General features: G+C 66.2%; 24 protein-coding genes. 5 read left to right on the top strand and 19 right to left on the bottom strand.

What is annotated here, in order from left to right; all coding sequences use genetic code 11:
* Positions 1–92: 92 nt before the first annotated feature.
* Both hslV and hslU read left to right on the top strand, forming a co-directional pair.
* Complete coding sequence (gene hslV / locus F618_RS0101170) at positions 93–635, top strand: ATP-dependent protease subunit HslV (protein ID WP_018168781.1); 543 nt, start codon at positions 93–95, stop codon at positions 633–635.
* A 41-nt stretch (positions 636–676) separates the two neighbouring features.
* A complete protein-coding gene (hslU, locus tag F618_RS0101165; protein WP_018144939.1) occupies positions 677–2,011 on the top strand; it encodes an ATP-dependent protease ATPase subunit HslU in 1,335 nt (444 codons plus the stop codon).
* Positions 2,012–2,062: 51 nt separating this feature from the next.
* Here the strand turns inward: hslU and F618_RS0101160 are convergent, their stop codons facing one another.
* Entirely contained in the window at positions 2,063–2,974 is a 912-nt protein-coding gene (locus tag F618_RS0101160) for a lysophospholipid acyltransferase family protein (RefSeq protein WP_019567548.1), read from the bottom strand.
* Complete coding sequence (locus F618_RS0101155) at positions 2,949–3,761, bottom strand: tRNA 2-thiocytidine(32) synthetase TtcA (protein ID WP_018938637.1); 813 nt, start codon at positions 3,759–3,761, stop codon at positions 2,949–2,951. Before F618_RS0101155 ends, F618_RS0101160 begins: the two co-directional genes overlap by 26 nt.
* 230 nt (positions 3,762–3,991) lie before the next feature.
* Between F618_RS0101155 and F618_RS0101150 the strand changes: the two genes are divergently transcribed.
* The 3 genes from F618_RS0101150 to dtd all read left to right on the top strand — a co-directional run bounded on the left by F618_RS0101150 (position 3,992) and on the right by dtd (position 5,821).
* Positions 3,992–4,303 carry a hypothetical protein gene (locus F618_RS0101150; protein ID WP_019563050.1) on the top strand — a complete coding sequence of 104 codons (312 nt, stop codon included), beginning with the start codon at positions 3,992–3,994 and terminating at the stop codon, positions 4,301–4,303.
* Between the two features lie 88 nt (positions 4,304–4,391).
* Positions 4,392–5,378, top strand: a complete 987-nt coding sequence (pip, locus tag F618_RS0101145; RefSeq protein ID WP_019567547.1) for a prolyl aminopeptidase — start codon at positions 4,392–4,394, stop codon at positions 5,376–5,378.
* Entirely contained in the window at positions 5,375–5,821 is a 447-nt protein-coding gene (dtd, locus tag F618_RS0101140; protein ID WP_018938634.1) for a D-aminoacyl-tRNA deacylase, read from the top strand. Before pip ends, dtd begins: the two co-directional genes overlap by 4 nt.
* Positions 5,822–6,128: 307 nt before the next feature.
* Here dtd and F618_RS0101135 read toward each other — a convergent pair whose 3' ends face one another.
* The 17 genes from F618_RS0101135 to mnmE all read right to left on the bottom strand — a co-directional run bounded on the left by F618_RS0101135 (position 6,129) and on the right by mnmE (position 22,662).
* On the bottom strand, positions 6,129–6,425 hold the full coding sequence (locus tag F618_RS0101135) for a hypothetical protein (protein WP_018144945.1): 297 nt from the start codon (positions 6,423–6,425) through the stop codon (positions 6,129–6,131).
* A 103-nt stretch (positions 6,426–6,528) separates the two neighbouring features.
* Positions 6,529–8,379 carry a glutamine--fructose-6-phosphate transaminase (isomerizing) gene (gene glmS / locus F618_RS0101130; RefSeq protein WP_019567546.1) on the bottom strand — a complete coding sequence of 617 codons (1,851 nt, stop codon included), beginning with the start codon at positions 8,377–8,379 and terminating at the stop codon, positions 6,529–6,531.
* Between the two features lie 3 nt (positions 8,380–8,382).
* Entirely contained in the window at positions 8,383–9,717 is a 1,335-nt protein-coding gene (gene glmU, locus F618_RS0101125) for a bifunctional UDP-N-acetylglucosamine diphosphorylase/glucosamine-1-phosphate N-acetyltransferase GlmU (RefSeq protein ID WP_026331106.1), read from the bottom strand.
* A 127-nt stretch (positions 9,718–9,844) separates the two neighbouring features.
* Positions 9,845–10,264 (bottom strand): F0F1 ATP synthase subunit epsilon, encoded by a 420-nt coding sequence (locus F618_RS0101120; RefSeq protein ID WP_018144948.1) that lies wholly within the window; start codon positions 10,262–10,264, stop codon positions 9,845–9,847.
* A gap of 13 nt (positions 10,265–10,277) precedes the next feature.
* On the bottom strand, positions 10,278–11,654 hold the full coding sequence (atpD, locus tag F618_RS0101115) for a F0F1 ATP synthase subunit beta (protein WP_018144949.1): 1,377 nt from the start codon (positions 11,652–11,654) through the stop codon (positions 10,278–10,280).
* 58 nt (positions 11,655–11,712) lie between these two features.
* The gene (gene atpG / locus F618_RS0101110; protein ID WP_019567543.1) at positions 11,713–12,573 is read right to left on the bottom strand and encodes a F0F1 ATP synthase subunit gamma; all 861 of its coding nucleotides are present in this window, start codon (positions 12,571–12,573) and stop codon (positions 11,713–11,715) included.
* Between the two features lie 12 nt (positions 12,574–12,585).
* Positions 12,586–14,127 (bottom strand): F0F1 ATP synthase subunit alpha, encoded by a 1,542-nt coding sequence (atpA, locus tag F618_RS0101105; RefSeq protein ID WP_018144951.1) that lies wholly within the window; start codon positions 14,125–14,127, stop codon positions 12,586–12,588.
* A 13-nt stretch (positions 14,128–14,140) separates the two neighbouring features.
* The gene (locus tag F618_RS0101100) at positions 14,141–14,677 is read right to left on the bottom strand and encodes a F0F1 ATP synthase subunit delta (RefSeq protein WP_018938629.1); all 537 of its coding nucleotides are present in this window, start codon (positions 14,675–14,677) and stop codon (positions 14,141–14,143) included.
* Positions 14,678–14,686: 9 nt separating this feature from the next.
* Positions 14,687–15,157: a F0F1 ATP synthase subunit B gene (locus F618_RS0101095; RefSeq protein ID WP_018144953.1), complete on the bottom strand. Its 471-nt coding sequence runs from the start codon at positions 15,155–15,157 to the stop codon at positions 14,687–14,689.
* A 54-nt stretch (positions 15,158–15,211) separates the two neighbouring features.
* On the bottom strand, positions 15,212–15,448 hold the full coding sequence (gene atpE / locus F618_RS0101090) for a F0F1 ATP synthase subunit C (RefSeq protein WP_012983953.1): 237 nt from the start codon (positions 15,446–15,448) through the stop codon (positions 15,212–15,214).
* A gap of 53 nt (positions 15,449–15,501) precedes the next feature.
* Positions 15,502–16,344 carry a F0F1 ATP synthase subunit A gene (atpB, locus tag F618_RS0101085; protein ID WP_026287973.1) on the bottom strand — a complete coding sequence of 281 codons (843 nt, stop codon included), beginning with the start codon at positions 16,342–16,344 and terminating at the stop codon, positions 15,502–15,504.
* A 31-nt stretch (positions 16,345–16,375) separates the two neighbouring features.
* A complete protein-coding gene (locus F618_RS0101080; RefSeq protein WP_018144955.1) occupies positions 16,376–16,762 on the bottom strand; it encodes an ATP synthase subunit I in 387 nt (128 codons plus the stop codon).
* Positions 16,763–16,871: 109 nt separating this feature from the next.
* A complete protein-coding gene (locus F618_RS0101075) occupies positions 16,872–17,714 on the bottom strand; it encodes a ParB/RepB/Spo0J family partition protein (RefSeq protein ID WP_018168792.1) in 843 nt (280 codons plus the stop codon).
* Positions 17,715–17,761: 47 nt separating this feature from the next.
* Positions 17,762–18,517, bottom strand: coding sequence for a ParA family protein (locus tag F618_RS0101070; RefSeq protein ID WP_018168793.1), 756 nt, complete (start codon positions 18,515–18,517; stop codon positions 17,762–17,764).
* A complete protein-coding gene (gene rsmG, locus F618_RS0101065) occupies positions 18,514–19,143 on the bottom strand; it encodes a 16S rRNA (guanine(527)-N(7))-methyltransferase RsmG (RefSeq protein WP_018168794.1) in 630 nt (209 codons plus the stop codon). Before rsmG ends, F618_RS0101070 begins: the two co-directional genes overlap by 4 nt.
* Positions 19,133–21,007, bottom strand: a complete 1,875-nt coding sequence (gene mnmG / locus F618_RS0101060) for a tRNA uridine-5-carboxymethylaminomethyl(34) synthesis enzyme MnmG (protein WP_019567542.1) — start codon at positions 21,005–21,007, stop codon at positions 19,133–19,135. The genes rsmG and mnmG overlap by 11 nt, the downstream gene beginning before the upstream one ends.
* Before the next feature lie 338 nt (positions 21,008–21,345).
* On the bottom strand, positions 21,346–22,662 hold the full coding sequence (gene mnmE, locus F618_RS0101055; RefSeq protein WP_019567541.1) for a tRNA uridine-5-carboxymethylaminomethyl(34) synthesis GTPase MnmE: 1,317 nt from the start codon (positions 22,660–22,662) through the stop codon (positions 21,346–21,348).
* Positions 22,663–22,668: the final 6 nt, after the last annotated feature.

Below are 22,668 nucleotides of genomic sequence, written 5' to 3'. Positions count from 1 at the left end.
TCGGCGACGATCGCACCCACCAGGTGAACGATCCCGGGCCATCGCAACCCAACACCGTGCCCCATGACACTCAGCCGTAACAGGAGAGATCCGTGGAACAGTTTCGCGGCACCACCATCGTATGCGTCCGCAAGGGCGGCGCCGTCACCCTCGGGGGCGACGGCCAGGTTTCCCTTGGCAACACCGTGATGAAGGGCAACGCGCGCAAGGTGCGCCGCGTCTACCATGATCGCATCCTCGCCGGTTTTGCCGGCGGCACCGCCGATGCCTTCACCCTGTTCGAACGCTTCGAAGGGATGCTGGAGAAACACTCCGGCAACATTACCCGCGCCGCCGTCGAGCTGGCCAAGGACTGGCGTACCGACCGCGCCCTGCGCAAGCTGGAGGCATTGCTGGCGGTCTCCGACCGCGAGAACTCCTTCGTGATCTCCGGCAATGGCGACGTGATCGAGCCCGAGCATGCACTGATCGCAATCGGGTCCGGCGGCCCCTACGCCCAGGCCTCCGCCCAGGCCCTGCTGCAGAACACGGATCTGCCAGCCCGCGATATCGTGGAGAAGTCCCTGAACATCGCTGCCGATATCTGCGTGTACACCAATCACAACATCACCCTGGAGAGCCTGGACGCGGAGTAACGCGACCCGGCGCCAAGCGATTCGACCAAGGCCCATTTGCCATGACCGACATGACCCCCCGCGAGATCGTCCAGGAACTGGACCGCTACATCATCGGCCAGGACGACGCCAAGCGCTCCGTCGCCGTTGCCCTGCGCAACCGCTGGCGCCGCCGCCAGCTGCCGCCGGAGCTGCAACCGGAGGTCACACCCAAGAACATCCTGATGATCGGCCCGACCGGTGTGGGCAAGACCGAGATCGCCCGGCGTCTGGCGAAGCTGGCCCACGCCCCGTTCATCAAGATCGAGGCGACCAAGTTCACCGAAGTCGGTTATGTCGGGCGCGATGTCGAGTCGATCATCCGCGATCTTGCCGAGGCCGCGGTGAAGCAGCTGCGCGACGAGGCGATCAAGGAAAACCGCCTGAAGGCCGAGGACGCCGCCGAGGAGCGCATCCTGGATGCCCTGCTGCCAAGCCCACGCAATGCCGGCTTCACCGAGTCCGAGCCGGACCACGGCAACAGCGAGACCCGCCAGAAGCTGCGCAAGCGCCTGCGCGAGGGGGACATGGACGAACGCGAGATCGACATCGAGGTCTCGCAGAACCCGCAGGGCGTGGAGATCATGACGCCCCCGGGCATGGAAGAGATGGCCAGCCAGCTGCAGTCGATGTTCCAGAACCTCGGCGGGCAGAAGACCCGCTCGCGGCGGCTGAAGATCGCCGAGGCCCGCAAGCTGCTGATCGAGGAAGAGGCCGCGCGCCTGGTCAATGAAGAAGAGCTGAAGCTGAAGGCGATCGAGCGCGTGGAACAAAGCGGCATCGTGTTCCTCGACGAGATCGACAAGGTCGCCAAGGGCAGCGAGAAGACCGGCGGTGGCGAGGTCTCCCGCGAGGGCGTGCAGCGCGACCTGCTGCCGCTGATCGAGGGCACCACCGTCTCCACCAAGCTGGGCATGGTGCGCACCGACCACATCCTGTTCATCGCCTCCGGCGCCTTCCACCTGTCCAAGCCGTCCGACCTGGTGCCGGAGCTGCAGGGCCGGCTGCCCATCCGTGTGGAGCTGGACGCCCTGTCGGCCGATGCCTTCGTGCGCATCCTGACCGAGCCCACCGCCTCGCTGACCGAGCAGTACACCGCGCTGATGAAGACCGAGGGTGTGGAGCTGCGCTTCGAGGAAGAGGGCGTGCGCCGTCTGGCCGAAATCGCCTTTGACGTGAACGCACGCACCGAGAATATCGGCGCCCGCCGTCTGCATACCGTGCTGGAGCGCCTGCTGCAGGACGTCGCCTACCGCGCCCCGGATGTCGAAGGCCCGGTGATCGTGGACCGCGCCTTCGTCGACGAACGCCTCGGCGACCTGGCGGAAGACGAGGACCTGTCCCGCTACATCCTCTGACGCGACCCGCTCAGCGGGTCAGCCATGCGCGGGGAGGTACCGCGCGGGAGGTTACTCGAGCGCCCCCCGGCGATAGGGATCGGGCCAGCCCGCGGGCGGTGGGTTGAAGCGCTTGTAGGCCCAGTTGTACTGCTCGGGACAGCGCCGGACCAGGGTCTCCACGTGGAGGTTGATCGCCGCGGCCGCCCGGACAAAATCGCGATCGGCCACCTCCGGGCCGGCCACGACCTCGTGATAGCGATAGCCCCGTCCCCCGGGCAGACGCTCGGCAAACAGGAATACCACGTGATCCGCGCGCCCGCGCAGCAGACGCGGGAGCAGGGTCATGGTCAGGGCCGGACGCCCGAAAAACGAGGCGTGCTGGCCCGAGGCGCCCTTGGGGCTCTGGTCCGGCAGGATGCCGATGATCTCGCCGCGGTCGCGGGCCTGTTGCAGGATGCGCAGGCCACTGCGATCGGCCGGGGCCAGCTCAGCCCCGGTGGAGGCACGGGCCTCGCGCACCCAGCGGTCCACCTCCGGGGTCTTGAACGGGCTGTACAGCGTGGCCATCGGCCCGTGGCAAGCGGCATGCAGTCCGGCGAATTCCCAGGAACCGAGATGCGGGGCGCACAGGAACAACGCCCGACCGGCGGAGCGCTCGCGCAGGCGCGCGTACTGCGGCGGCTGGACGGCCAGGGTCTCGAGGCTCTCCGGAGGCGACTGCCACAGCCAGGGGGACTCGGTCAGGGCGCGGCCCATCGCCATCAGGGAGCGCCGCCCCACCCGCCGCCGCCACGCCGGGTCCTTTTCCGGAAAGCACAGCGCCAGATTGATGCGGGTGATACGGGCCGCGCGGGTGGGCAGGTACCACACCAGCGCCCCGACCGCGCCGCCCAGGGCGTGGTTCACGCACAGCGGGAGGCGCGCCAGCAGGCGCAGGCCCACCCCGATCAGGCGATCACGCAGATGCCGACGTCGGGCCATGTTCGGACACTGCGGGGTCGGTGGTTGCGGACGCGCTCGGCGGTGGATCGCGCGGAGGAATGCCACCCTCGGTCATCAGGGGCTTGAGTGTGGTGCGCAGGTTGCGGAACAGTCGCGGGTGCTGCGCCTCCTCCTGCGCCAGCAGCTGTTTCATATGCTCGCGCTGGGTGGGCATGGCGAAGCAGGCGGGGCAGTTGTCGAGGATCACCGGGAGCCCCGCGGCGTCGGCAAAGTCGCGGGTCTGGCGTTCACGCACGTAGACCAGCGGGCGAATGACCCGCAGGTCGCCGGCGTCGATCGCGTAGTGGGCCTTCATGGTGCGCAGCTGGCCGCCATGGAAGGCGCTCATCATGAAGCTCTCCGCGAGATCATCGAGGTGCTGGCCCAGCGCCAGTACGTTGTAGCCGTGTTCGCGCGCCGTGCGATACATCAAGCCGCGCTTCATGCGCGAGCAGAAGGAGCAGAACGAGTCGTTGTCCATGTGCGCATCGGCCAGCTCGGCGATGGGCTCGGACACGAAGTGATAGGGGATGCCGTAGCTGCCCAGGTAATCCATCAGCCGCTGCGGCTCGAATCCCTCGATCTCGGGGTTGATCGTGACCGCCCCCACCTCGAAGCGCACCGGGGCCCGCCGAGCGAGGTTGTGCAGCAGCCACAGCAGGGTCAGCGAATCCTTGCCACCGGACAGGCCCACCAGGATGCGGTCGCCCTCGCGGACCATGTCGAAGTCGGCGATGGCGCGCCCGGCGAGGCGGCGGATCGAGGCGGGAACGGCGGGTGTCTCCATGGGCCCGCAACATAGGCCGGCGGTCGGCTGCACGCAAGCCCAACCCGCAATGGTGGCGCAGGATTTCGGTGCACACCGCGCCTCCCGTGCACCAGAGATGAACACGCGTCGCTCTCGCACAGGGCAGGGCTTTCGACCGTGGGGGCACCGGAGCGGCGAATGGCGGGCGTCTCGCCGTGGCACCCCGCTTGCATGAAGACGGAGAAAGCTACGCCCACCCGGGGGATCCGATGCACGACCGCAAGAGCCTCAGCCTGGCCGCCGAACTTCGGCGAAACCTGCGCGCCGAATTCCCCTCGGTAGCACGGCTGTCGGTCAGCGACCCGGATTTCATGGAGGCCATCCTTGATTACGCTGCGCGCTCGCAGTCGAGCATGGTCGAGGCGGCGGCGCTGACCCTGCGCAGTCAGCTGGAGGGAACGGGGTATCTGCGAACACCCTCACCCGCGAAGACGCAACCAGAAGACGGGGCGCAGGGAGAACACCGGCCTGCGCACAAGCGGCGTGTCTATCGCGGGCGGGTAATCGAGGACCCGGAGTAGGGCCGGATCGGCGGTTGCGGGAAGAGCCCGAAGGGTTTCGCCCAGGCTGCGTTTTGGCGACACTCGGGGTTTTGCCCGGAGGGCTTCCATGGACGCGCTGTATCCCGAGATCGAGCCCCACGGTATGGGGCGCCTGCAGGTTGGCGACGGCCACGAGCTGTACTTCGAGGAATGCGGCAATCCGGAGGGGATACCCGTCGTGTTTCTGCATGGCGGGCCCGGCTCGGGTTGCGAAAGCTGGCACCGCCGCTTCTACGATCCGGAACGCTACCGCATCGTGCTGTTCGACCAGCGCGGCTGCGGACGCTCGACCCCGCACGCAAGCCTCGAGGCGAACACGACCTGGCACGCGGTCGCGGACATCGAGCGCCTGCGCGAGCACCTGGGGGTTGAACGCTGGGTGGTATTTGGCGGGTCCTGGGGCTCGACCCTCGGGCTGGCGTATGCCCAGAAACACCCGGAGCGGGTCCTGGGCCTGGTGCTACGGGGGATCTTCCTGTGCCGCCCGCAGGATATCCAATGGTTTTACCAGTCGGGCGCGGACCGGTTGTTTCCTGAGGCCTGGGCCGACTACGAGGCACAGATCCCGGATGGCGAGCGGGCGGACATGGTAGGTGCCTACTACCGGCGGCTGACCGCCAACGACCGTGCAGTGCGCGAGGCCGCGGCCCGGGCCTGGTCCAGCTGGGAAGGGCGCACCTCCTGTCTGATCCCGAACCACGACGTGATCGCGCACTTCGAGGAGCCGGATGTGGCCGTGAGCCTGGCCCGGCTGGAGTGCCACTACTTCGTTCACGAGACGTTCCTGGAACCCGACCAGCTGCTGCGCGATGCCGGCCGGCTGCAGGGGATTCCCGGCACCATTGTGCACGGCCGCTACGACGTGGTGTGTCCGGTGAATCAGGCGGTGGCCCTGCACGAGGCCTGGCCGCAGGCGCAGCTGGAGATCGTACCGGACGCCGGCCACTCGGCGGCGGAGCCGGGCATCGTGCGCCGACTGGTCGCAGCCACGGACCGACTGGCAGGGGAACTGTCCGGGCACATCGAGCCCGGCACTGGAAGGGAGCAGGCGTGATCGCACTGATCCAGCGCGCAAGCGCGGCGCGGGTCACCATCGACGGGGAGGACGTCGGGGCGATCGGGAGCGGCCTGGTGGCTCTGGTGGCCGTGGAGCCGAACGATACCGAGGCGAGCGCGGAACGGATGCTCGACCGGCTATTGGGCTACCGGGTATTCGCGGACTCGGCGGGCCGAATGAACCGGAGCCTGGGCGAGACCGGTGGCGGGCTGCTGCTGGTGCCCCAGTTCACCCTGGCAGCCGATACGCGCAAGGGGATGCGACCGAGCTTTTCCGGATCGGCTAGCCCCGAGCACGGCGCAGCGCTGTTCGATTGGCTGGTACGGCGGGCAGGCCAACGCCATAAACCCGTGGCCAGCGGGCGTTTCGGGGCGGACATGCAGGTCAGTCTGACCAACGACGGCCCGGTGACCTTCTGGCTGGAGGCCAGGGGCCAGTAAGGGACGATCTCGTGGACACCCGCGATGAGGCTCAAGACGGGCGAAGCACAAAGGACACGGACAAAGGCCATGGTGACGCACATGGCCTGACCCTCTATTTGGGACCGACCCACGAAACTGGCCGGGGCCGGATGCACCGCTAGTTGCCGTTCATTTGATTGCCGGGCATGGCCACTGCCATGACGTGCACCTCAGTGGATGTCTGTCTGCCCCGTGTCCTCGGTGACGAACAAACACAGTTTCGCGACCCCAAACGAAAAGACCCGGCGCGAGGCCGGGTCCTGGCGGGCGATGATCCGTACGTGGATCAGGCCGCGCGGCGCAGGAACGGACGCTGGCCGGACTGGACCGCGCGACGGATGAAGTCGGCGCGGCCGGCCTCGCGCTGGTTCAGGTTGTCGGCGCATTTCGACGGCTCGTAGGCTGCGGCGGAGAGCATGACCTCCAGCTCGCACAGGTCGACCTTCGGCTCTGTGAGCTCGTCCGGATTCGTGTTCAGCTTGCGGCCGACTTCCCAGAACATGCGGGGGTTCCAAAGCTTGGTCTGGATTCGCGGGGACTGGAACAGGGTGACGCAGCGGTTGTTGAGCTCTTGCTGATCCATAAGGTGCTCCTGTGACAGGTTATTCAAGCGCACCAAAATCTAGCGAACCCGGGGCACGAATACAAGCGTTTCCTGATGGACTGAGCGGCTTGGGCGCCGCCCACTATTCGACGGTCACCGATTTGGCGAGGTTGCGCGGCTGATCCACATCGGTGCCCTTCAGCACGGCCGTATGGTAAGCGAGCAACTGTAGCGGGACCGTGAACAGAACCGGAGCCAGCCACGGGCTGAGGGCCTCGTTCTGCGGCAGACCGACCCAAGTGTCCTCGGGCTCCAACGCGCGCGCGGCGTTGGATTCGCCAATGACGATCAGCTGCCCGCCCCGGGCCCGTACCTCCTGCAGGTTGCTGGAAAGTTTCTCCAGCTGGGCATCGTCCGGGGCGACGGCCACGACCGGCATCTCGGTGTCCACGAGAGCCAACGGACCGTGTTTCAGCTCGCCGGAGGGGTAGGCCTCGGCGTGGATATAGGAGATTTCCTTCAGCTTCAGCGCGCCTTCCAGGGCAATCGGGAAATAGGCCCCACGCCCGAGAAACAGCGCATGCTGGCGCTCCATGAGATCCTCGGCGATCCGCGCAATAGGCGTATCGAGCGCGAGGATACGGGCCACCTGATCGGGGAGACTGCGCAGGGCCGCGACCGCATCGGCCCGCTCGGCGGCGGGCATACGGGCGGCGCTGGCGACCTGACCCAGCAGCAGGACCAGGATGGCCAGGGCCGCCAATTGGGTGGTAAACGCCTTGGTGGATGCGACGCCAATCTCGGGTCCGGCATGGGTCATCAGGACCAGGTCGGCCGCCCGTGCCATCGTGCTCTCGGGCACGTTGCAGATCGCCAGCCGCGCCAGGAACGGCTCGTCCTGGGACTGCCGCAGGACCGCCAGGGTATCGGCGGTCTCGCCGGACTGCGAGATCACCACTAGCAGGGTGCCCGGGGCGAGGACGTGGCGCCGGTAGCGATATTCGCTGGCGACTTCGACCCGCGCCGGAAGACCCAGGTGCTCCTCGATCCAGTGCGCCGCGACCATGCCGGCGTGATAACTCGTTCCGCAGGCAACGATCTGGACGGCGGCGACATCGGCCAAGCGCTCGTCGCTGCCCGGTCCGAGGATGTTCTCGAGGATACCGGCTTCGCCCAGGCGGCCCGACAGGGTTTGTTCCAGGGCATGGGGTTGCTCGTAGATCTCCTTGAGCATGAAATGGCGGTACTCGCCCCGGTCCGCGATGCTCGCCTGGCAACGACTCTCGCGGATGCCGCGCTCGACCCGTTCTCCGGCGGCGTCGCGGATCTCGACGCCGTCGCGCGTGAGCCGGGCAATGTCGCCATCTTCCAGGTCGACGAAACGCTGGGTGACCGGAAGCAGCGCCTGCACGTCGGAGGCGGCGAAGGTCTCGCCAATGCCCAGGCCCAGCAGGACCGGGCTCCCGGAACGGGCAACAATCAATTCGTCGGGGAAGTCGGCAAACACCGCCGCGATCGCGTAGGCGCCTTGAAGTTCGGCACAGGCGCTGCGCATCGCATCCAGCGGCGACGAACCCAGTGCCAGGGCCTGCTCGAGACGATGGGCGATCACCTCGCTGTCGGTCGCGGATACGCAGGGCCAGCCGGCGGCGTCGAGCCGGGAACGCAGGTCGCCGTGATTCTCGATGATGCCGTTATGCACGATGGCCACGCGGCCGTCACGCGAACGGTGGGGATGGGCATTCTCTTCGGTCGGAGCCCCGTGCGTGGCCCAGCGCGTGTGGGCGATGCCCACCGGCCCCTCCAGCCCAGCGGCCTCGATCCGTTGCTCCAGGGCCGCAACCTTGCCGATGGCACGCAGGTCCGAAAGGGTGCGGTCGTTGACCACGGCCACTCCAGCGGAGTCATACCCCCGGTATTCCAGGCGATGCAGGCCCTCGACCAGGACAGGGACCAGGTTTCGTTCGCCAATGCCTGCAACCAGACCGCACATCGATTACTTCTCCTTGTCGTTACCGCTCTTCTTCGGGCGCGGCCAGTCACGAATCGTGCGGGTTCGGGCGCGAGTCAGCGCGAGAGCGCCCGCCTCGACGTCGTCGGACAGGGTTGACCCTGCGCCCACGGTCGCGTCGTCCCCGATGCGTATCGGAGCCACCAATGCCGTATTGGAACCGATAAAGGCGCGCTCGCCGATCTCGGTGCGATGCTTGTTGGCGCCATCATAGTTGCACGTAATGGTGCCCGCGCCCAGATTGGCGCCAGCGCCAACCCGGGCGTCACCGACGTAGGTCAGGTGGTTCGCCTTGGCCCCGGCACCCAGGGTGGCATTCTTGATCTCGACGAAGTTGCCGACCCGCGCCCCGGTCCCCAGTTCGGTCCCGGGCCGCAGGCGGGCGAACGGTCCAATCCGCGCATCGGCATGAACCCGCACCCCCTCGAGCACACTATGAGCCGCGATCTGCGTGCCGGAACCGATGTCGCAGTCCCGCAGCACGCAACCGGGTCCAATATAAACATCGTCCGAGAGCGTCACCGTGCCCTCGATCACGACGTTCACATCGATCTGGCAGTCGCGTCCGAAGGTGAGAACCCCGCGCACATCCAGGCGCGCGGGGTCGGCAAGGCCCAGACCCTCGCGCATCATTCCAGCACCCAGCGCCGCCTGGTACAGCCGTTCCTGAACCGCCAGTTGCTCGCGGTCGTTTACCCCGAGGACTGCCGCGGCGTCGCCGCTTTCCACAACGCTGACGGCACATCCGTCGGCGCGGGCTGCCGCTACGACATCGGTAAGGTACCACTCGCGGGGTCCGGTCACCCGTGGCTCACAGGCGGCCAGCCACCGGCGCAGCTCACCCGCGGGGGCAGCCAGGACACCGGTATTGATCAGGTCCACGGCACGTTCCCGTGCACTGGCCTCCTTGTCCTCGACAATCCGCTCAAGTTGCCCCGACGAATCCAGAACCAAGCGCCCATAGCCGCTCGGATCCACGACCCGGGCGGCAAGCACGGTGACACCGTCGCCGTCCGCACAGGCCACCAGGTCGGCAATCGGAATGCGCGGCACATCGCCATAGGTCACCAGCACCCGTGCGGAATCCGGGATGGCTTCAAGGGCTCGAAACACCGCATGGCCGGTCCCGCGCGGCTCCCCCTGGTCGACCCAGTTCAAGCCTTGCCGGGAGTCGGCGAATGCTGCCCGCACCCGCTCCTGTTCGTGACCGACCACCACGTGGCAGGCAGCGGCGTCCAGCGCCGCTACTCTTTCCAGGACATGAGCCAGCAGCGGACGGCCGGCGAGGGCTTGCAGGACTTTCGGATGGCGCGAGCGCATGCGCGTGCCCTTGCCGGCTGCAAGTACCGCGATATGAAGGGGCTTCGATTCAGGCATGGGCACAATGATAAAGGGCCAACCGAGTTGGTTGGCCCTTAGCGTAAGTCATCCGTGGAACGTTGCCGGATTATTTCCGGCGCAGCTTCTGGATCATCTGCAGCCGTGCCGCCGCCTCGACCAGCTCGGCCTGGGCCTTGGCGTAGTCGAAATCGGCCTTGGAATTGGCCAGGGCCTCCTCCGCACGCTTTTTCGCCTCGATGGCCTCGGCCTCGTCAAGATCCTTCGCGCGCACCGCAGTGTCCGCCAGAACCGTCACATGGTACGGCTGCACCTCGAGGATGCCGCCGGACACGAACACCGGCTGCGGCTCCGCGCCTTCCTTTTCCAGGATGCGCAGTTCACCCGGATTCAACCGGGCGAGCATCTGCGTATGCCCGGCATACACGCCGACCTCGCCCCCTTCGGCGGGTGCGGCGATCATCAGGGCCGTCCCGGAGTAGATCGACTCCTCCGCACTGACCACATCCACATGCATATTCATGGGCATAACGCCTTGCTCCTTAGCCGAGCTTCTCGGCCTTCTCGACAGCTTCTTCGATCGTGCCGACCATGTAGAAGGCCTGTTCCGGCAGATGATCGTATTCGCCGTCCACGATGGCCTTGAACGCCCGGATGGTGTCCTTCAGCGAGACGTACTTGCCCGGGGCGCCGGTGAAGACTTCCGCAACGAAGAACGGCTGCGACAGGTAGCGCTGGATCTTTCGCGCACGGGCCACGGCCAGCTTGTCATCTTCCGACAGCTCGTCCATGCCGAGGATCGCGATGATGTCCTTCAGCTCCTTGTAGCGCTGCAGGGTGCCCTGCACCGCCCGTGCGGTGTCGTAGTGTTCCTGCCCAATGATCTGCGGATCCAGCTGACGCGAGGTCGAGTCCAGCGGGTCCACGGCCGGGTAGATGCCCAGCTCGGCGATCTGCCGCGACAGCACGACCGTGGCATCCAGGTGCGCGAAGGTGGTGGCGGGGGACGGGTCGGTCAAGTCATCCGCCGGCACGTAGACGGCCTGGATGGAAGTGATCGAGCCTTTCTTGGTCGAGGTGATGCGCTCCTGCAGCACACCCATCTCTTCCGCCAGGGTCGGCTGGTAACCCACCGCGGAGGGCATACGGCCCAGCAGCGCCGAGACCTCGGTACCGGCCAGGGTGTAACGGTAGATGTTGTCAATGAACATCAGCACGTCACGGCCTTCGTCACGGAAGAACTCGGCCATGGTCAGACCGGTCAGCGCTACGCGCAGACGGTTACCCGGCGGCTCGTTCATCTGGCCATAGACCAGGGCCACCTTGTCGAGGACGTTGGAGTCCTTCATCTCGTGGTAGAAGTCGTTGCCCTCACGAGTACGCTCCCCGACACCCGCAAACACCGAGTAACCGGAGTGCTCGATCGCGATATTACGGATCAGCTCCATCATGTTAACGGTCTTGCCCACGCCGGCCCCACCAAACAGGCCGACCTTGCCGCCCTTCGCGAAGGGGCACAGCAGATCGATGACCTTGATGCCGGTTTCCAGCAGCTCGGTCGAGCCCGCCTGCTCGTCAAAAGTCGGGGCGGCGCGGTGGATCGACCAGGTCTCCTGGGCCTCAACATCACCGGCGTTGTCCACCGGACGACCGAGGACATCCATCACCCGACCCAGGGTCCCCTTGCCGACCGGCACGGAGATCGGCTTGCCCGTGGCGGTAACCGCGGTCTGACGTTTCACGCCCTCGGTCGTGCCCATGGCAATGGTGCGTACCACGCCGTCGCCCAGCTGCTGCTGAACTTCCAGGGTCAGACCGTTTTCCAGGGTCAGCGCGTCGTAGATCTTGGGCACTTCGCCGTGGGGGAATTCCACGTCCACGACGGCGCCGATGATTTCGACAATCTTTCCAGAACTCATTTGTTCATCCTCGTAAGTCGTAATTCGTGCCGAGTCGACCGATTCGGGCCGGTGGGCGCTAGACCGCAGCCGCGCCACCGACGATCTCGGAGATCTCCTGGGTGATCGCAGCCTGGCGCGCCTTGTTGTAGACGAGCTGCAGGTCCTTGATCATCGTGCCGGCGTTGTCGGAGGCCGACTTCATCGCGACCATGCGTGCGGCCATCTCGCAGGCCACGTTCTCGACCACCGCCTGATAGATCAGGGACTCGACATAGCGCTCGAGCAGCGTATCCATCACCGGATGCGTGTCGGGCTCGTAGATGTAATCCCAGTGGTGCTTGAGCGATTCGTCTCGGCTAGGCGCCGTCGGCAGCAACTGCGTGGCCTCGGCCTGCTGCGTCATGGTGTTGACGAACTTGTTCTCGAGCAGCACCACGCGATCGACCTTGCCGTCACGCAAGTTGTCCAGCACGACCTTGATCGAACCGATCAGGTCATTGATGTGCGGACGGTCCCCGAGATCCTTGGACTCGGCCACGATGTTGCCGCCCAGGCGCTTGAAGAACTGCAGCGCCTTGCTCCCGATCACGCACAGATCGACCTCGACGCCCTCGTCGCGGTAGCGACGCATCTCGATCACGGCCTTCTTGAACAGGTTGGTGTTCAAGCCGCCGCAAAGACCACGGTCAGTCGACACGATGATCAGCGCGACGCGCTTGACCTCGCGTTCCACCATGAACGGATGCTTGTACTCCGCATTCGCCATCGCGACGTGACCGATCACGTCGTGGATCTTCTGTGCGTAAGGCCGGGACTCCTGCATGCGGTCCTGGGCCTTGCGCATCTTGGACGCGGCGACCATTTCCATCGCCTTGGTGATCTTCTGAGTATTCTTGATACTCTTGATCTGCGTCCGGATCTCCTTAGTGCCCGCCATTGCGTGCTCCCGTTACCAGCTGTGCTTGGCCTTGAACTCTTCCAGGGCGCTTTTCAGCTTTTCCTGAATGGAGTCGTTGTAGTCGCCAGTGCTGTTGATTTCGTCCAGGAGCTCCTTCTGGGAGGAACGCGCGTAGGCGATCAGTTCCTTCTCGAAGCTCACGATCTTGTCGGCCTCGACGTCGTCGAGGAAGCCTTCGTTCGCGGCGTACAGCGAAAAGGCCATCTCGCCGATGGACATCGGCTGGTACTGACCCTGCTTCATCAGCTCGGTCACGCGCTTACCGCGATCCAGCTGCTTGCGGGTCAGTTCGTCCAGATCGGAGGCAAACTGCGAGAACGCCGCCAGCTCACGATACTGCGCCAGCGCCAGACGCACGCCGCCACCCAGCTTCTTGATGATCTTGGTCTGGGCGGCACCACCGACTCGGGACACCGACAGACCGGCGTTGATCGCCGGGCGAATACCGGAGTTGAACAGGTCGGTCTCGAGGAAGATCTGACCGTCGGTGATCGAGATCACGTTGGTCGGAACGAACGCGGAGACGTCACCCGCCTGGGTCTCGATGATCGGCAACGCCGTCAGCGAACCGGTCTTGCCCTTCACTTCACCGTTGGTCTTCTCTTCGACGTACTCGGCGTTCACACGCGAGGCACGCTCCAGCAGACGCGAATGCAGGTAGAAGACATCGCCCGGGTAGGCTTCACGGCCCGGCGGACGACGCAGGAGCAGGGAGACCTGACGGTAGGCCCAGGCCTGTTTGGTGAGGTCATCGTAGACGATCAGCGCGTCTTCGCCGCGATCGCGGAAGTACTCGCCCATCGCACAGCCGGCGTACGGGGCGATGAACTGCATCGCCGCCGACTCCGACGCATTGGCCGCCACGATGATGGTGTTCTGCATCGCGCCGGCTTCTTCCAGCTTGGCCACCACGGAGGCGACCGAGGAGGCCTTCTGGCCAACCGCGACGTAGACGCACTTAACGCCGGAGTCCTTCTGGTTAATGATCGCATCGATCGCGACGGCGGTCTTGCCGGTCTGGCGGTCGCCGATGATCAGCTCACGCTGGCCACGACCGACCGGGACCATGGCGTCGATCGCCTTGATGCCGGACTGCAGCGGCTGGTCGACCGACTTGCGCTCGATAACACCCGGCGCGATCTTTTCGATCGGGCTGGTGATGTCGCTTTCGATCGGGCCCTTGCCGTCGATCGGACGACCCAGGGAATCGACTACCCGGCCCAGCAGCGCTTCACCAACCGGCACTTCGAGGATGCGGCCGGTACACTTGACCGTCTGGCCCTCGGAGATGTGCTTGTAGTCGCCCAGGATCACGACACCCACAGAGTCGCGTTCAAGGTTGAGCGCCATACCGAAGGTGTCGCCCGGGAACTCGAGCATCTCGCCCTGCATGACGTCACCGAGACCGTGGACGCGGGCGATACCGTCGGTCACGCTGACCACGGTGCCCTCGTTGGAGGCCTCGGACGAGGCATCGAATTTCTCGATGCGCTGTTTGATCAGATCACTGATCTCGGAGGGATTCAGTTGCATGTTAAATATCCTCTTAGCGACTCAAATTGGCAGCCAGGCGGTTCAGCTGGCCTCGCACGGAGCCGTCGATTACCAGGTCGCCGGCGCGGATGATGGCCCCTCCAAGAAGGGCGCTGTCGACCGAATGCTCGAGATCGACTTCGCAGCCCAACCCCTTGGCCAGGGCGTCGTGGATCTCTTTCTCCTGCGCCTGGGTGAGCTTGCGAAAGGCAATCACGTCGGCATGGACGCGGTGCTCGGCCGCGGCCTTCAATTCGGCAAAGGCATCGCTCACGGCAGGGAGGGCAGGCAGCCGGCCGTTTTCGGCCAGCAGGCGAACCAGGTTCCCCGCCTCGGGCCCCACCTTGTCACCGGCCACGTCGAGCACGAGCTGTGCCCGGTCCGGCCGCGGGACCCGCGGGTTGGAGAGGAGACTGTGCATCTGCGAATCGCGGGCGATCGCCGCCAGCAATTCGAGCTGCTCGGCCCAGCCGGCGAGATCCTTGGCCTCGCGGGCCCGCTCGAAAGCTGCGCGAGCGTAGGGTCGGGCGACCGAAATCAGGTCTGACATAACGTCTCCTTACAGCTTGGCCGAGAGCTTCTTGAGCAGATCGCCGTGCGCCTTGGCGTCGATTTCCTTGGCCAGGATCTGCTCGGCACCGGCAACCGCTAGCTCGGAGACCTGCTTGCGCAGCTCTTCCTTCGCGCGGTTGATCTCCTGCTCGATCTCGGCGTGCGCCGCCTGCTTGATGCGTTCGCCTTCTTCGTGGGCCGTGGACTTGCTTTCCTCAACCACGTCGTTGGCGCGCTTCTGCGCAGAGGCCACGATCTCGTTGGCCTGCTGCTTGGCCTCCTTGAGGACCTCGGTCGCACGCTCCTGGGCGAGCTCCTGCTCTTTCTCGCCACGTTCCGCGGCTGCCAGGCCGTCGGCAATTTTCTTGCGACGTTCTTCCAGGGCGGCGGACATGGGCGGCCAGACGTAGCGCATCGTGAACCACACGAAGACGCTGAACGCGAGCAGCTGGCCAATGATGGTCAGATTGATATTCATCCTGCTACCTCAGGTTGGACGAGTGGAGGGGACCTCGGGACTCGCTCAGCCTTATTAACCCAGGGCGAACAGGACGTACAGGCCGATACCCACGCCGATCATCGGCACGGCGTCGGTCAGACCCATCACGATGAAGAACTGGGTGCGCAGCATCGGGATCAGTTCCGGCTGACGCGCGGCGCCTTCCAGGAAGCGACCACCGAGGGTACCCACGCCGATGGCGGCGCCGACAGCGGCCAGACCCAGAAGCAGCGAGCCAGCCAGGACGATCAGAGCGTTAGCCATTTCCATTTTTGTATCTCCAGTCGAGTGTTGAAACAGTCAGTTGAGTAGGGAAGTCGAAATCAGTGGTCTTCGCTGTACGCCATGTCGATGTAGACGACGGTCAGCACCATGAAGATGAAGGCCTGCAGCGGCACCACGAGGATGTGGAAGATCGCCCAGCCCACGTGCAGTACACCGCCGGCCAGACCCAGGATCAGGCCCGCAGAGTACATGACACCGATCAGGATGAAGATCATCTCCGCGGCGTACAGGTTGCCGAACAGTCGCAGGGCGAGCGAGGCCGGCTTGGCCAGCAGGTTGATGAACTCCAGCACGAAGTTGATCACCCAGAAGAACGGCTTGATGTACACGATGTTGGTCTGGAACGGGATGCCCGTCAGTTCCTTGATGAAACCCACCGGACCCTTGATCTTGAGCGAGTAGTAGATGATCAGGATGAACACACCGAGCGCCAGGCCCGCGGTCACGTTGATATCCGTAGTCGGCACGATCTTGAAGTACGGGATACCCAGCAGATAGGCGATGTGCGGGATCAGGTCGACCGGCACGAGGTCCATCAGGTTGAGCAGGAATATCCAGACGAAGATGGTCAGCGCGAGCGGCGCGACCATGTCGTTCTTGTGCTTGAACGAGCCACGGACGTTGTCGTTCACAAAGTCCATCATCATTTCGACGAAATTCTGCCAGCCGCCCGGGACGCCTGCGGTGACCTTCTTGGCCGCGGCACGGAACGTGAGGATGAACAGCAGCCCGAGTGCGATCGACCACAGCATGGAGTCGACGTGGATCGCCCAGAAGCCCATTTCGGCGGCTTCGGTGCTGGTGGTGGCGAAGCTCATCCCCTTCTCGGGGTGGAGTCCGAAGGTAAGATTCGTCAGATGGTGAGCAATGTGCTCTTCCATCGTGGGCAGTCCGCTTTCTGAAGCCATGCAGTTATCTCGTCATTGCTTGATCAGAAACCCGGTGCAGCCACCACAAGGGGGCCAGGTGCACCAGGAGGAAGATGCCGAACAACGCCAGTAAATCCGGCTCGTCCAGGTAAGCGAACGCCACCCCGAATGCCACCGCGATGATTGCCAGTCGTCCCATCTGGGCGCCCATCATGCGGGCGGTCAGCGAGCCCACCTGATCGGAACGGTAGGCCCGAAACACAACAACCGCGGCCACGGCGTTGCCGAGCGTCGCGGTGATGCCGCCCACCGCAGCCGAGATCGCCACGATCGGGGGGAACAGGGCCAGAAGCAGGCCCGACAGTATCAGCGTTAAGGCGAGCTGCAGACCTAGCGATTGTAAGGCGTGTCTGAAGCGTCGCGGTGTCATTCAGCGGATGGGCACACCCACCCCTCTCCCAAAAAGTGCGCGTAGTATAAGAGCGCCCTTGTACTGCGTCAAACGGCGTTCAGGGCCATCGGCCAAGCCGCTCAGAGAGTTACTGGATGTGGGCGAGGATGCCATCGAGCTCGTCGAGGCTGTTGTATTCGATGACCAGACGGCCTTTGCCCTGGCGGTTGTAGCGAACCTGGACCGCGGCACCCAGCTGGTCGGAGAGGCGGCTCTCCAGTTGTCGCACCTCGGGCGAGGGTCCGGCATCCTTCTTGGGCTCCGGGGTGGCGGCGAGGATCTTCTTGACCAGCTGCTCGGTCGCGCGCACCGAGAGCCCGCGCTTGACCACGGTCGCGGCCACCCCGGGCTGGTCGTCCAGGGGCACCGCCAGCAGGCAGCGGGCGTGGCCCATCTCCAGACGCCCCTCGTTGACGTGGTCCTTCACCGTGTCGTGGAGTTCCAGCAGGCGCAGCAGGTTGGTGACCGCAGTGCGCGAGCGGCCGACCGCGTCGGCCGCGGCCTGGTGAGTCATCTCGAATTCGCCGATCAGGCGGCGGATGGCCTGCGCCTCTTCCAGCGGGTTCAGATCCTCGCGCTGGATGTTCTCGATCAGTGCCATCGCCGCGGCGGCCTGATCGGGGATATCGCGGACCACCGCCGGGACGGTCTCCAGGCCCGCGATCTGGGCGGCACGCCAGCGGCGCTCGCCGGCGATCAGTTCATAGCCCTCGTCCAGGCGCCGCACGACGACCGGCTGCACGATGCCCTGGGCTCGGATCGAGTCGGCCAGCTCGGCCAGCGCCGCCTCCGCCATGTGGACCCGGGGCTGATACTTCCCACGCCGGATCTGCTCGATCGGGAGCTGCTCCAAACTGTCGCTGTCGTCACCACCGGCCTGGGCGCCGGAGAGCAGGGCATCCAGGCCTCGGCCCAGTCCTCGTTTCGCCATGGTTGATCGTTCCTGCAGGCAGTCGGTAAGGGGAAAACAGGCGGCGTTCAGCGCCGCAACATCTCGCCGGCCAGGGCCAGGTACGCCACGGCCCCGCGCGAGGAGGCATCATACAACAAGGCCGGCTGGCCAAAACTGGGTGCCTCGGCCAGGCGGATGTTGCGCGGGATCACGGTTCGGAACACGCGATCGCCGAAGTGGCCGGTGAGCTGTGCCGAGACATCCCCGGAAAGACGATTGCGTGGATCGAACATCGTGCGCAGCAGGCCCGAGATACGCAGCTTGGGGTTGGGACCGCGCTGGATGCTCTCGATGGTGCGCATCAGGGCGGTCAACCCCTCCAGTGCGTAGTACTCGCACTGCATCGGGATCACCACACCATCGGCTGCGACCAGGCCGTTGACGGTCAAAAGGTTCAGCGACGGCGGGCAATCGACCAGGATGTGGTCGTAGTTTGCCCGGGCCGGTGCCAGCGCCTCCTGCAACCGGTATTCACGGCGCTCGGCCTCCATCAGCCGCACCTCGGCCACGGTCAGGTCGCCGTTGGCCGGGACGAGGTCATAGCCGGCCTCCACTCGGTGGGCGGCCTCGGCCACCGTGGCCTGGCCAAGCAGGACCTCGCAGGAGGTTGGGTCATCGGCGTGCTTGTCGACGCCCGAACCGGTGGTCGCGTTGCCCTGCGGGTCCATGTCCACCACCAGCACGCGCTTACCCAGGCGGGCGAGCGAGGCGGCAAGGTTCACGCAGGTAGTGGTCTTGCCCACTCCGCCCTTCTGATTGGTGATAGCCAGCGTATCGGTCACGGGTCGGCTCTCTCGATAATGGCGATGTGCCGCTCGGCGGTCTCGCCGGGAATGGTAACCGGGTCCACGCTTCGGTACGACCACGGGGCCGGGAGCGGTTCGGCGACGACCGAGCGCTGACCCAGCATGGCCAGCACGCGGCCCCCCTCGGCCACCTGTGGCGCGACCCGCGAGACCATGTCGGCCGGGGCCTTGAACGCCCGTGCCAGGACCGTGGTGTAGGGCGCGGAGGGCTGGAAATCCTCGATCCGCACATGCACGGCCTCGACCCCGGACAGCCGGGCGAGTCCGATTACGTTCCGCAGGAAGCGGATGCGCTTGGCCGCGCTGTCGAGCAGGCAGAATTCGCGTTCGCGCTCGGTGGCCGCGAGCACGAAACCAGGCAGCCCGGCGCCGGTCCCGACATCCAGCACCCGGTCCCCGTGAAGATACGGGCGCAACGTCAGGCTGTCGAGGATATGGCGGCGAATCCACTGCGCGGGGTCACGCACCGCGGTCAGGTTGTGCACGCGGTTCCAGCGCCCGAGCTGTTCCAGATAAATCGCCAGGGCCTCGATGGCCGGTGGGTCCAGCGCCCAGTCCCCGGCCACGGCGGCCAGGGCAGCGCGCCAGTCGTTACTCGCCACTGGCGCGCTGCTTCAGGTGCACGGCCAACGCCGACAGAGCGGCCGGGGTCACGCCCGGGATGCGCTGCGCCTGGGCCAGGGTATGGGGGCGGAATTCCGCCAGCTTCTGGCGGATCTCGTTCGACAGCCCGTGGACTCGGGCGTAGTCGAGGCTGTCCGGGAGTGCGGTCTGCTCGGCCTTCGCCTGGCGGTCGATCTCGGCCTGCTGGCGCTCGATGTAGCCGGCGTACTTGGCCTGGATCTCCGCCTGCTCGCGCACGTCGGGCGTGCAGCCGACATCCAGGTCGGGCAGCGCATGCATCAAGCCATCGTAATCGGCCTCGGGGCGGCGCAGCAGGTCGAGCAGCGTGGCATCCGGATCCGGCGCCTTGCCCAGCAAGTCGATCAGGGCCGGGCGGCTTCGCTGGTCGCGGTCCGGGCGGGTTTGTCCGAGTCGGGTCATCTCGGTCTCGATGGCCGCGGCACGGATCTCGAAGCGCGCCCAGCGGGCGTCGTCGACCAGTCCGTACTCGCGCCCGACCGGGGTCAGGCGCAGATCGGCGTTGTCCTCACGCAGCAACAGCCGGTACTCGGCGCGCGAGGTGAACATGCGGTAGGGCTCCTGGGTCCCGCGGGTCACCAGGTCGTCGATCAGCACACCGATGTAGGCCTCGGAGCGCTGGGGGATCCACGGCGCGGCGTCCTGCACCAGCCGCGCGGCATTGAGCCCGGCGACCAGGCCCTGGGCAGCGGCCTCCTCGTAGCCGGTGGTGCCGTTGATCTGGCCGGCAAAGAACAGGTTGCCGAGCTCGCGCGTGGCCAGCGTCGGGCGCAGGCCGCGGGGATCGAAGTAGTCGTATTCGATCGCGTAGCCGGGGCGTGTGATGCGCGCGTTCTCGAAGCCGGCAATGCTCTGCACCAGGGGGACCTGGATCGCATACGGCAGCGAGGTGGAGATCCCGTTGGGGTACAGCTCGTGGGTGGTGAGGCCTTCCGGCTCGACAAAGACCTGGTGACTGGTCTTGTCGGCAAAGCGCACCACCTTGTCCTCGATCGAGGGGCAATAGCGCGGGCCGGTGCTGTCGATCTGGCCGGAGTACATCGGCGCCTGGTCGAGGTTCGCCCGGATCAGGTCGTGGGTCTTCTCGCTGGTGCGCGCGATATGGCAGGGGCGCTGCGCCGGGTGGTCGTCGGTCGAGCCGATGAAGGAAAAGACCGGGCGCGGGTCATCGCCCGGCTGCGGCTCGAGCCGCGAGAAATCCACGCTGCGCCCGTCGATGCGCGGCGGCGTGCCGGTCTTGAGCCGCCCGACGGCAAAGGCCATCTCGCGCAGGCGCGCCGCCAGGCGAGTGCTCGGCGGATCACCCGCGCGCCCGCCGGGCTGCTGGGTGAGCCCGGTGTGCATCTGGCCGTTGAGGAAGGTGCCCACGGTCAGCACCACGGCGCGGGCGTCGAATGCAATGCCGCCCTCGGTGACCACGCCGGTGACCCGGTCGCCGTCCAGGGTGATATCGGCCACCGGCTGCTGAAAGATCTGCAGGTTCGGCTCGGCCTCGACGAACTGGCGGATGGCCTGGCGGTAGAGCTGCCGGTCCGACTGGGCGCGGGTCGCGCGCACGGCCGGGCCCTTGCGTCGATTGAGGATGCGGAAATGGATGCCGGCGGCGTCCGCTGCGCGGCCCATGACGCCCCCCAGGGCATCGATCTCCTTGACCAGGTGGCCCTTGCCGATCCCGCCGATGGCCGGGTTGCAGCTCATCTGGCCGATGGTCTCGATGTTGTGGGTCAGCAGCAGTGTGCGCGCACCGCCGCGCGCCGCGGCCAAGGCAGCCTCGGTGCCGGCGTGCCCGCCGCCAATCACGATGACATCAAAGGAGTTCGCCATGGTCCTGCTATCCCGGCCGACGGTCCGGCCTGTGAGTGCAATTCGCGCCGCTTATGGTCCGGGCACGAAAATCGGAATTCTAGCAGGGAGTTACGCGAGCGCGAAGCGGCCCCCGGGCCAAATGGTTTTCCGGGCGTGCCGCGGCGGCCTGTTCGCCTGGTTCGTTGCGCCGCGGCGGCTTCGGCCGTGATGGGCAGCAGAGGCCGCATCCAGCGCCCCCCCGTCATTGCGAGCAAAGCGAAGCAATCTCCGGAAGCGGGCATGGCGTCGGGCCGCGAAATCCGGTGGTCGCGGCGGGCGATTGCCGCAGCCCGTTCGGGGCCTCGCAATGACGGGGACTACTTGCCGATGCAGAAGCCGGCGAAGATCTCGCCCAGCAGGGCCTCGTGGTCCTGGCGACCGAGGAGCGCGTCCAGGGCGCGTTCGGCCAGACGCAACTCCTCGGCGATCAGGTCCGGGGGCGCGGCGGCGTCGATCGCGGCGAGATGGGTGGCCGTCGTACGCAGGCCGTCCAGATGACGCGCGCGCACGCTGAAGCGTTGCTGGCCACCCTCGCTCACGCCCAGGCGCTCGACGATCGCCTGTTTGAGCGCGTCGACCCCTGCCCCGGTCCGTGCAGAGATCCTGAGCCCGTGGTCCGCTCGGGTGGAGTCGGCGACGCAGTCCATCTTGTTCCAGACGGTCAGTCGCGGGATTTCCGCCGGGGCCGCCAAGTCGGGGGCCGCATCCGGACGCGTGAGATCGCGCAGCTCCAGGATCAAGTCAGCCCCGGTGGCCGCCTCCTGCGCCCGCTCCATGCCGATCTTCTCCACCGGATCCTCACTCGCGTGCAGCCCGGCGGTGTCGATCAGTTCGACCGGTATCCCGTGGATCGCAATCGGCGAACGCAGGACGTCGCGAGTGGTCCCGGGGCGATCAGTGACAATCGCGACCTCGCTTTCGGCCAAACGGTTCATCAAGCTGGACTTGCCGACATTCGGGGCACCGACCAGGGCCAGGCGCAAGCCCTGGGCAAAGTAACGCGCCGGACGCAGCCGTTCGAGGAGTTCGCGGATGGTCGTGTGGAGGGTGTCGGCACGGCGTGCGATATCGGCGGCAGCCTCCGACTCGAGATCGGTCTCGCCGAAGTCGATCTCCGCCTCGATGATCACACGCAGGTCGCGGATCGCGCGCGAGACCGGTTCGAGTTCGGTCGCCAGGGCGCCGTCCAGGCTGGATCGCGCGAGCCTGGCGGCCTGCTCGGTCTGGGCGTGGATCAGATCGGCCACCGCCTCCGCCTGCGCCAGGTCGAGTCGGCCGTTGAGGAAGGCCTGCTCGGTGAACTCCCCCGGTCGGGCACGACGCGCGCCGAGATCCACCGCGGCGGCGACGATCGCCTCCAGCAAGACCGGGCTGCCGTGGCCCTGCAGCTCGATCACGTCCTCACCGGTGTAGGAGTGCGGGCCCGGGAAGGACAGGATCAGACCGTCGTCCAGCGACTCGCCAGTCGCCGGATCAATGAAGCTGCCGTAGTGGGCGTGGCGTGGAAGCAGATGCGCGCGTCGGGTCAGACGCTGGGCGATGGGCAGGGCCTGCGGACCCGACAGACGGACCACACCGATACCGCCCACCCCCGGCGGGGTGGCGACCGCGACGATGGTGTCCGTCACGGTCACGGAGCG

Source organism: Thioalkalivibrio sp. ALMg13-2 (assembly GCF_000381185.1).
GTDB lineage: Bacteria > Pseudomonadota > Gammaproteobacteria > Ectothiorhodospirales > Ectothiorhodospiraceae > Thioalkalivibrio > Thioalkalivibrio versutus.
This window is presented reverse-complemented; position numbering and strand designations above follow the sequence as displayed.

What these genes read in the sequence shown, in the direction of transcription:
- hslU (WP_018144939.1), top strand. Translation starts at nt 677, where the DNA reads ATGACCGACATGACCCCCCGCGAGATCGTCCAGGAACTGGACCGCTAC.
- F618_RS0101160 (WP_019567548.1), bottom strand. Translation starts at nt 2,974, where the DNA reads ATGGCCCGACGTCGGCATCTGCGTGATCGCCTGATCGGGGTGGGCCTG.
- F618_RS0101155 (WP_018938637.1), bottom strand. Translation starts at nt 3,761, where the DNA reads ATGGAGACACCCGCCGTTCCCGCCTCGATCCGCCGCCTCGCCGGGCGC.
- F618_RS0101150 (WP_019563050.1), top strand. Translation starts at nt 3,992, where the DNA reads ATGCACGACCGCAAGAGCCTCAGCCTGGCCGCCGAACTTCGGCGAAAC.
- pip (WP_019567547.1), top strand. Translation starts at nt 4,392, where the DNA reads ATGGACGCGCTGTATCCCGAGATCGAGCCCCACGGTATGGGGCGCCTG.
- F618_RS0101135 (WP_018144945.1), bottom strand. Translation starts at nt 6,425, where the DNA reads ATGGATCAGCAAGAGCTCAACAACCGCTGCGTCACCCTGTTCCAGTCC.
- glmS (WP_019567546.1), bottom strand. Translation starts at nt 8,379, where the DNA reads ATGTGCGGTCTGGTTGCAGGCATTGGCGAACGAAACCTGGTCCCTGTC.
- glmU (WP_026331106.1), bottom strand. Translation starts at nt 9,717, where the DNA reads ATGCGCTCGCGCCATCCGAAAGTCCTGCAAGCCCTCGCCGGCCGTCCG.
- F618_RS0101120 (WP_018144948.1), bottom strand. Translation starts at nt 10,264, where the DNA reads ATGCCCATGAATATGCATGTGGATGTGGTCAGTGCGGAGGAGTCGATC.
- atpD (WP_018144949.1), bottom strand. Translation starts at nt 11,654, where the DNA reads ATGAGTTCTGGAAAGATTGTCGAAATCATCGGCGCCGTCGTGGACGTG.
- atpG (WP_019567543.1), bottom strand. Translation starts at nt 12,573, where the DNA reads ATGGCGGGCACTAAGGAGATCCGGACGCAGATCAAGAGTATCAAGAAT.
- atpA (WP_018144951.1), bottom strand. Translation starts at nt 14,127, where the DNA reads ATGCAACTGAATCCCTCCGAGATCAGTGATCTGATCAAACAGCGCATC.
- F618_RS0101100 (WP_018938629.1), bottom strand. Translation starts at nt 14,677, where the DNA reads ATGTCAGACCTGATTTCGGTCGCCCGACCCTACGCTCGCGCAGCTTTC.
- F618_RS0101095 (WP_018144953.1), bottom strand. Translation starts at nt 15,157, where the DNA reads ATGAATATCAATCTGACCATCATTGGCCAGCTGCTCGCGTTCAGCGTC.
- atpE (WP_012983953.1), bottom strand. Translation starts at nt 15,448, where the DNA reads ATGGAAATGGCTAACGCTCTGATCGTCCTGGCTGGCTCGCTGCTTCTG.
- atpB (WP_026287973.1), bottom strand. Translation starts at nt 16,344, where the DNA reads ATGGAAGAGCACATTGCTCACCATCTGACGAATCTTACCTTCGGACTC.
- F618_RS0101080 (WP_018144955.1), bottom strand. Translation starts at nt 16,762, where the DNA reads ATGACACCGCGACGCTTCAGACACGCCTTACAATCGCTAGGTCTGCAG.
- F618_RS0101075 (WP_018168792.1), bottom strand. Translation starts at nt 17,714, where the DNA reads ATGGCGAAACGAGGACTGGGCCGAGGCCTGGATGCCCTGCTCTCCGGC.
- mnmG (WP_019567542.1), bottom strand. Translation starts at nt 21,007, where the DNA reads ATGGCGAACTCCTTTGATGTCATCGTGATTGGCGGCGGGCACGCCGGC.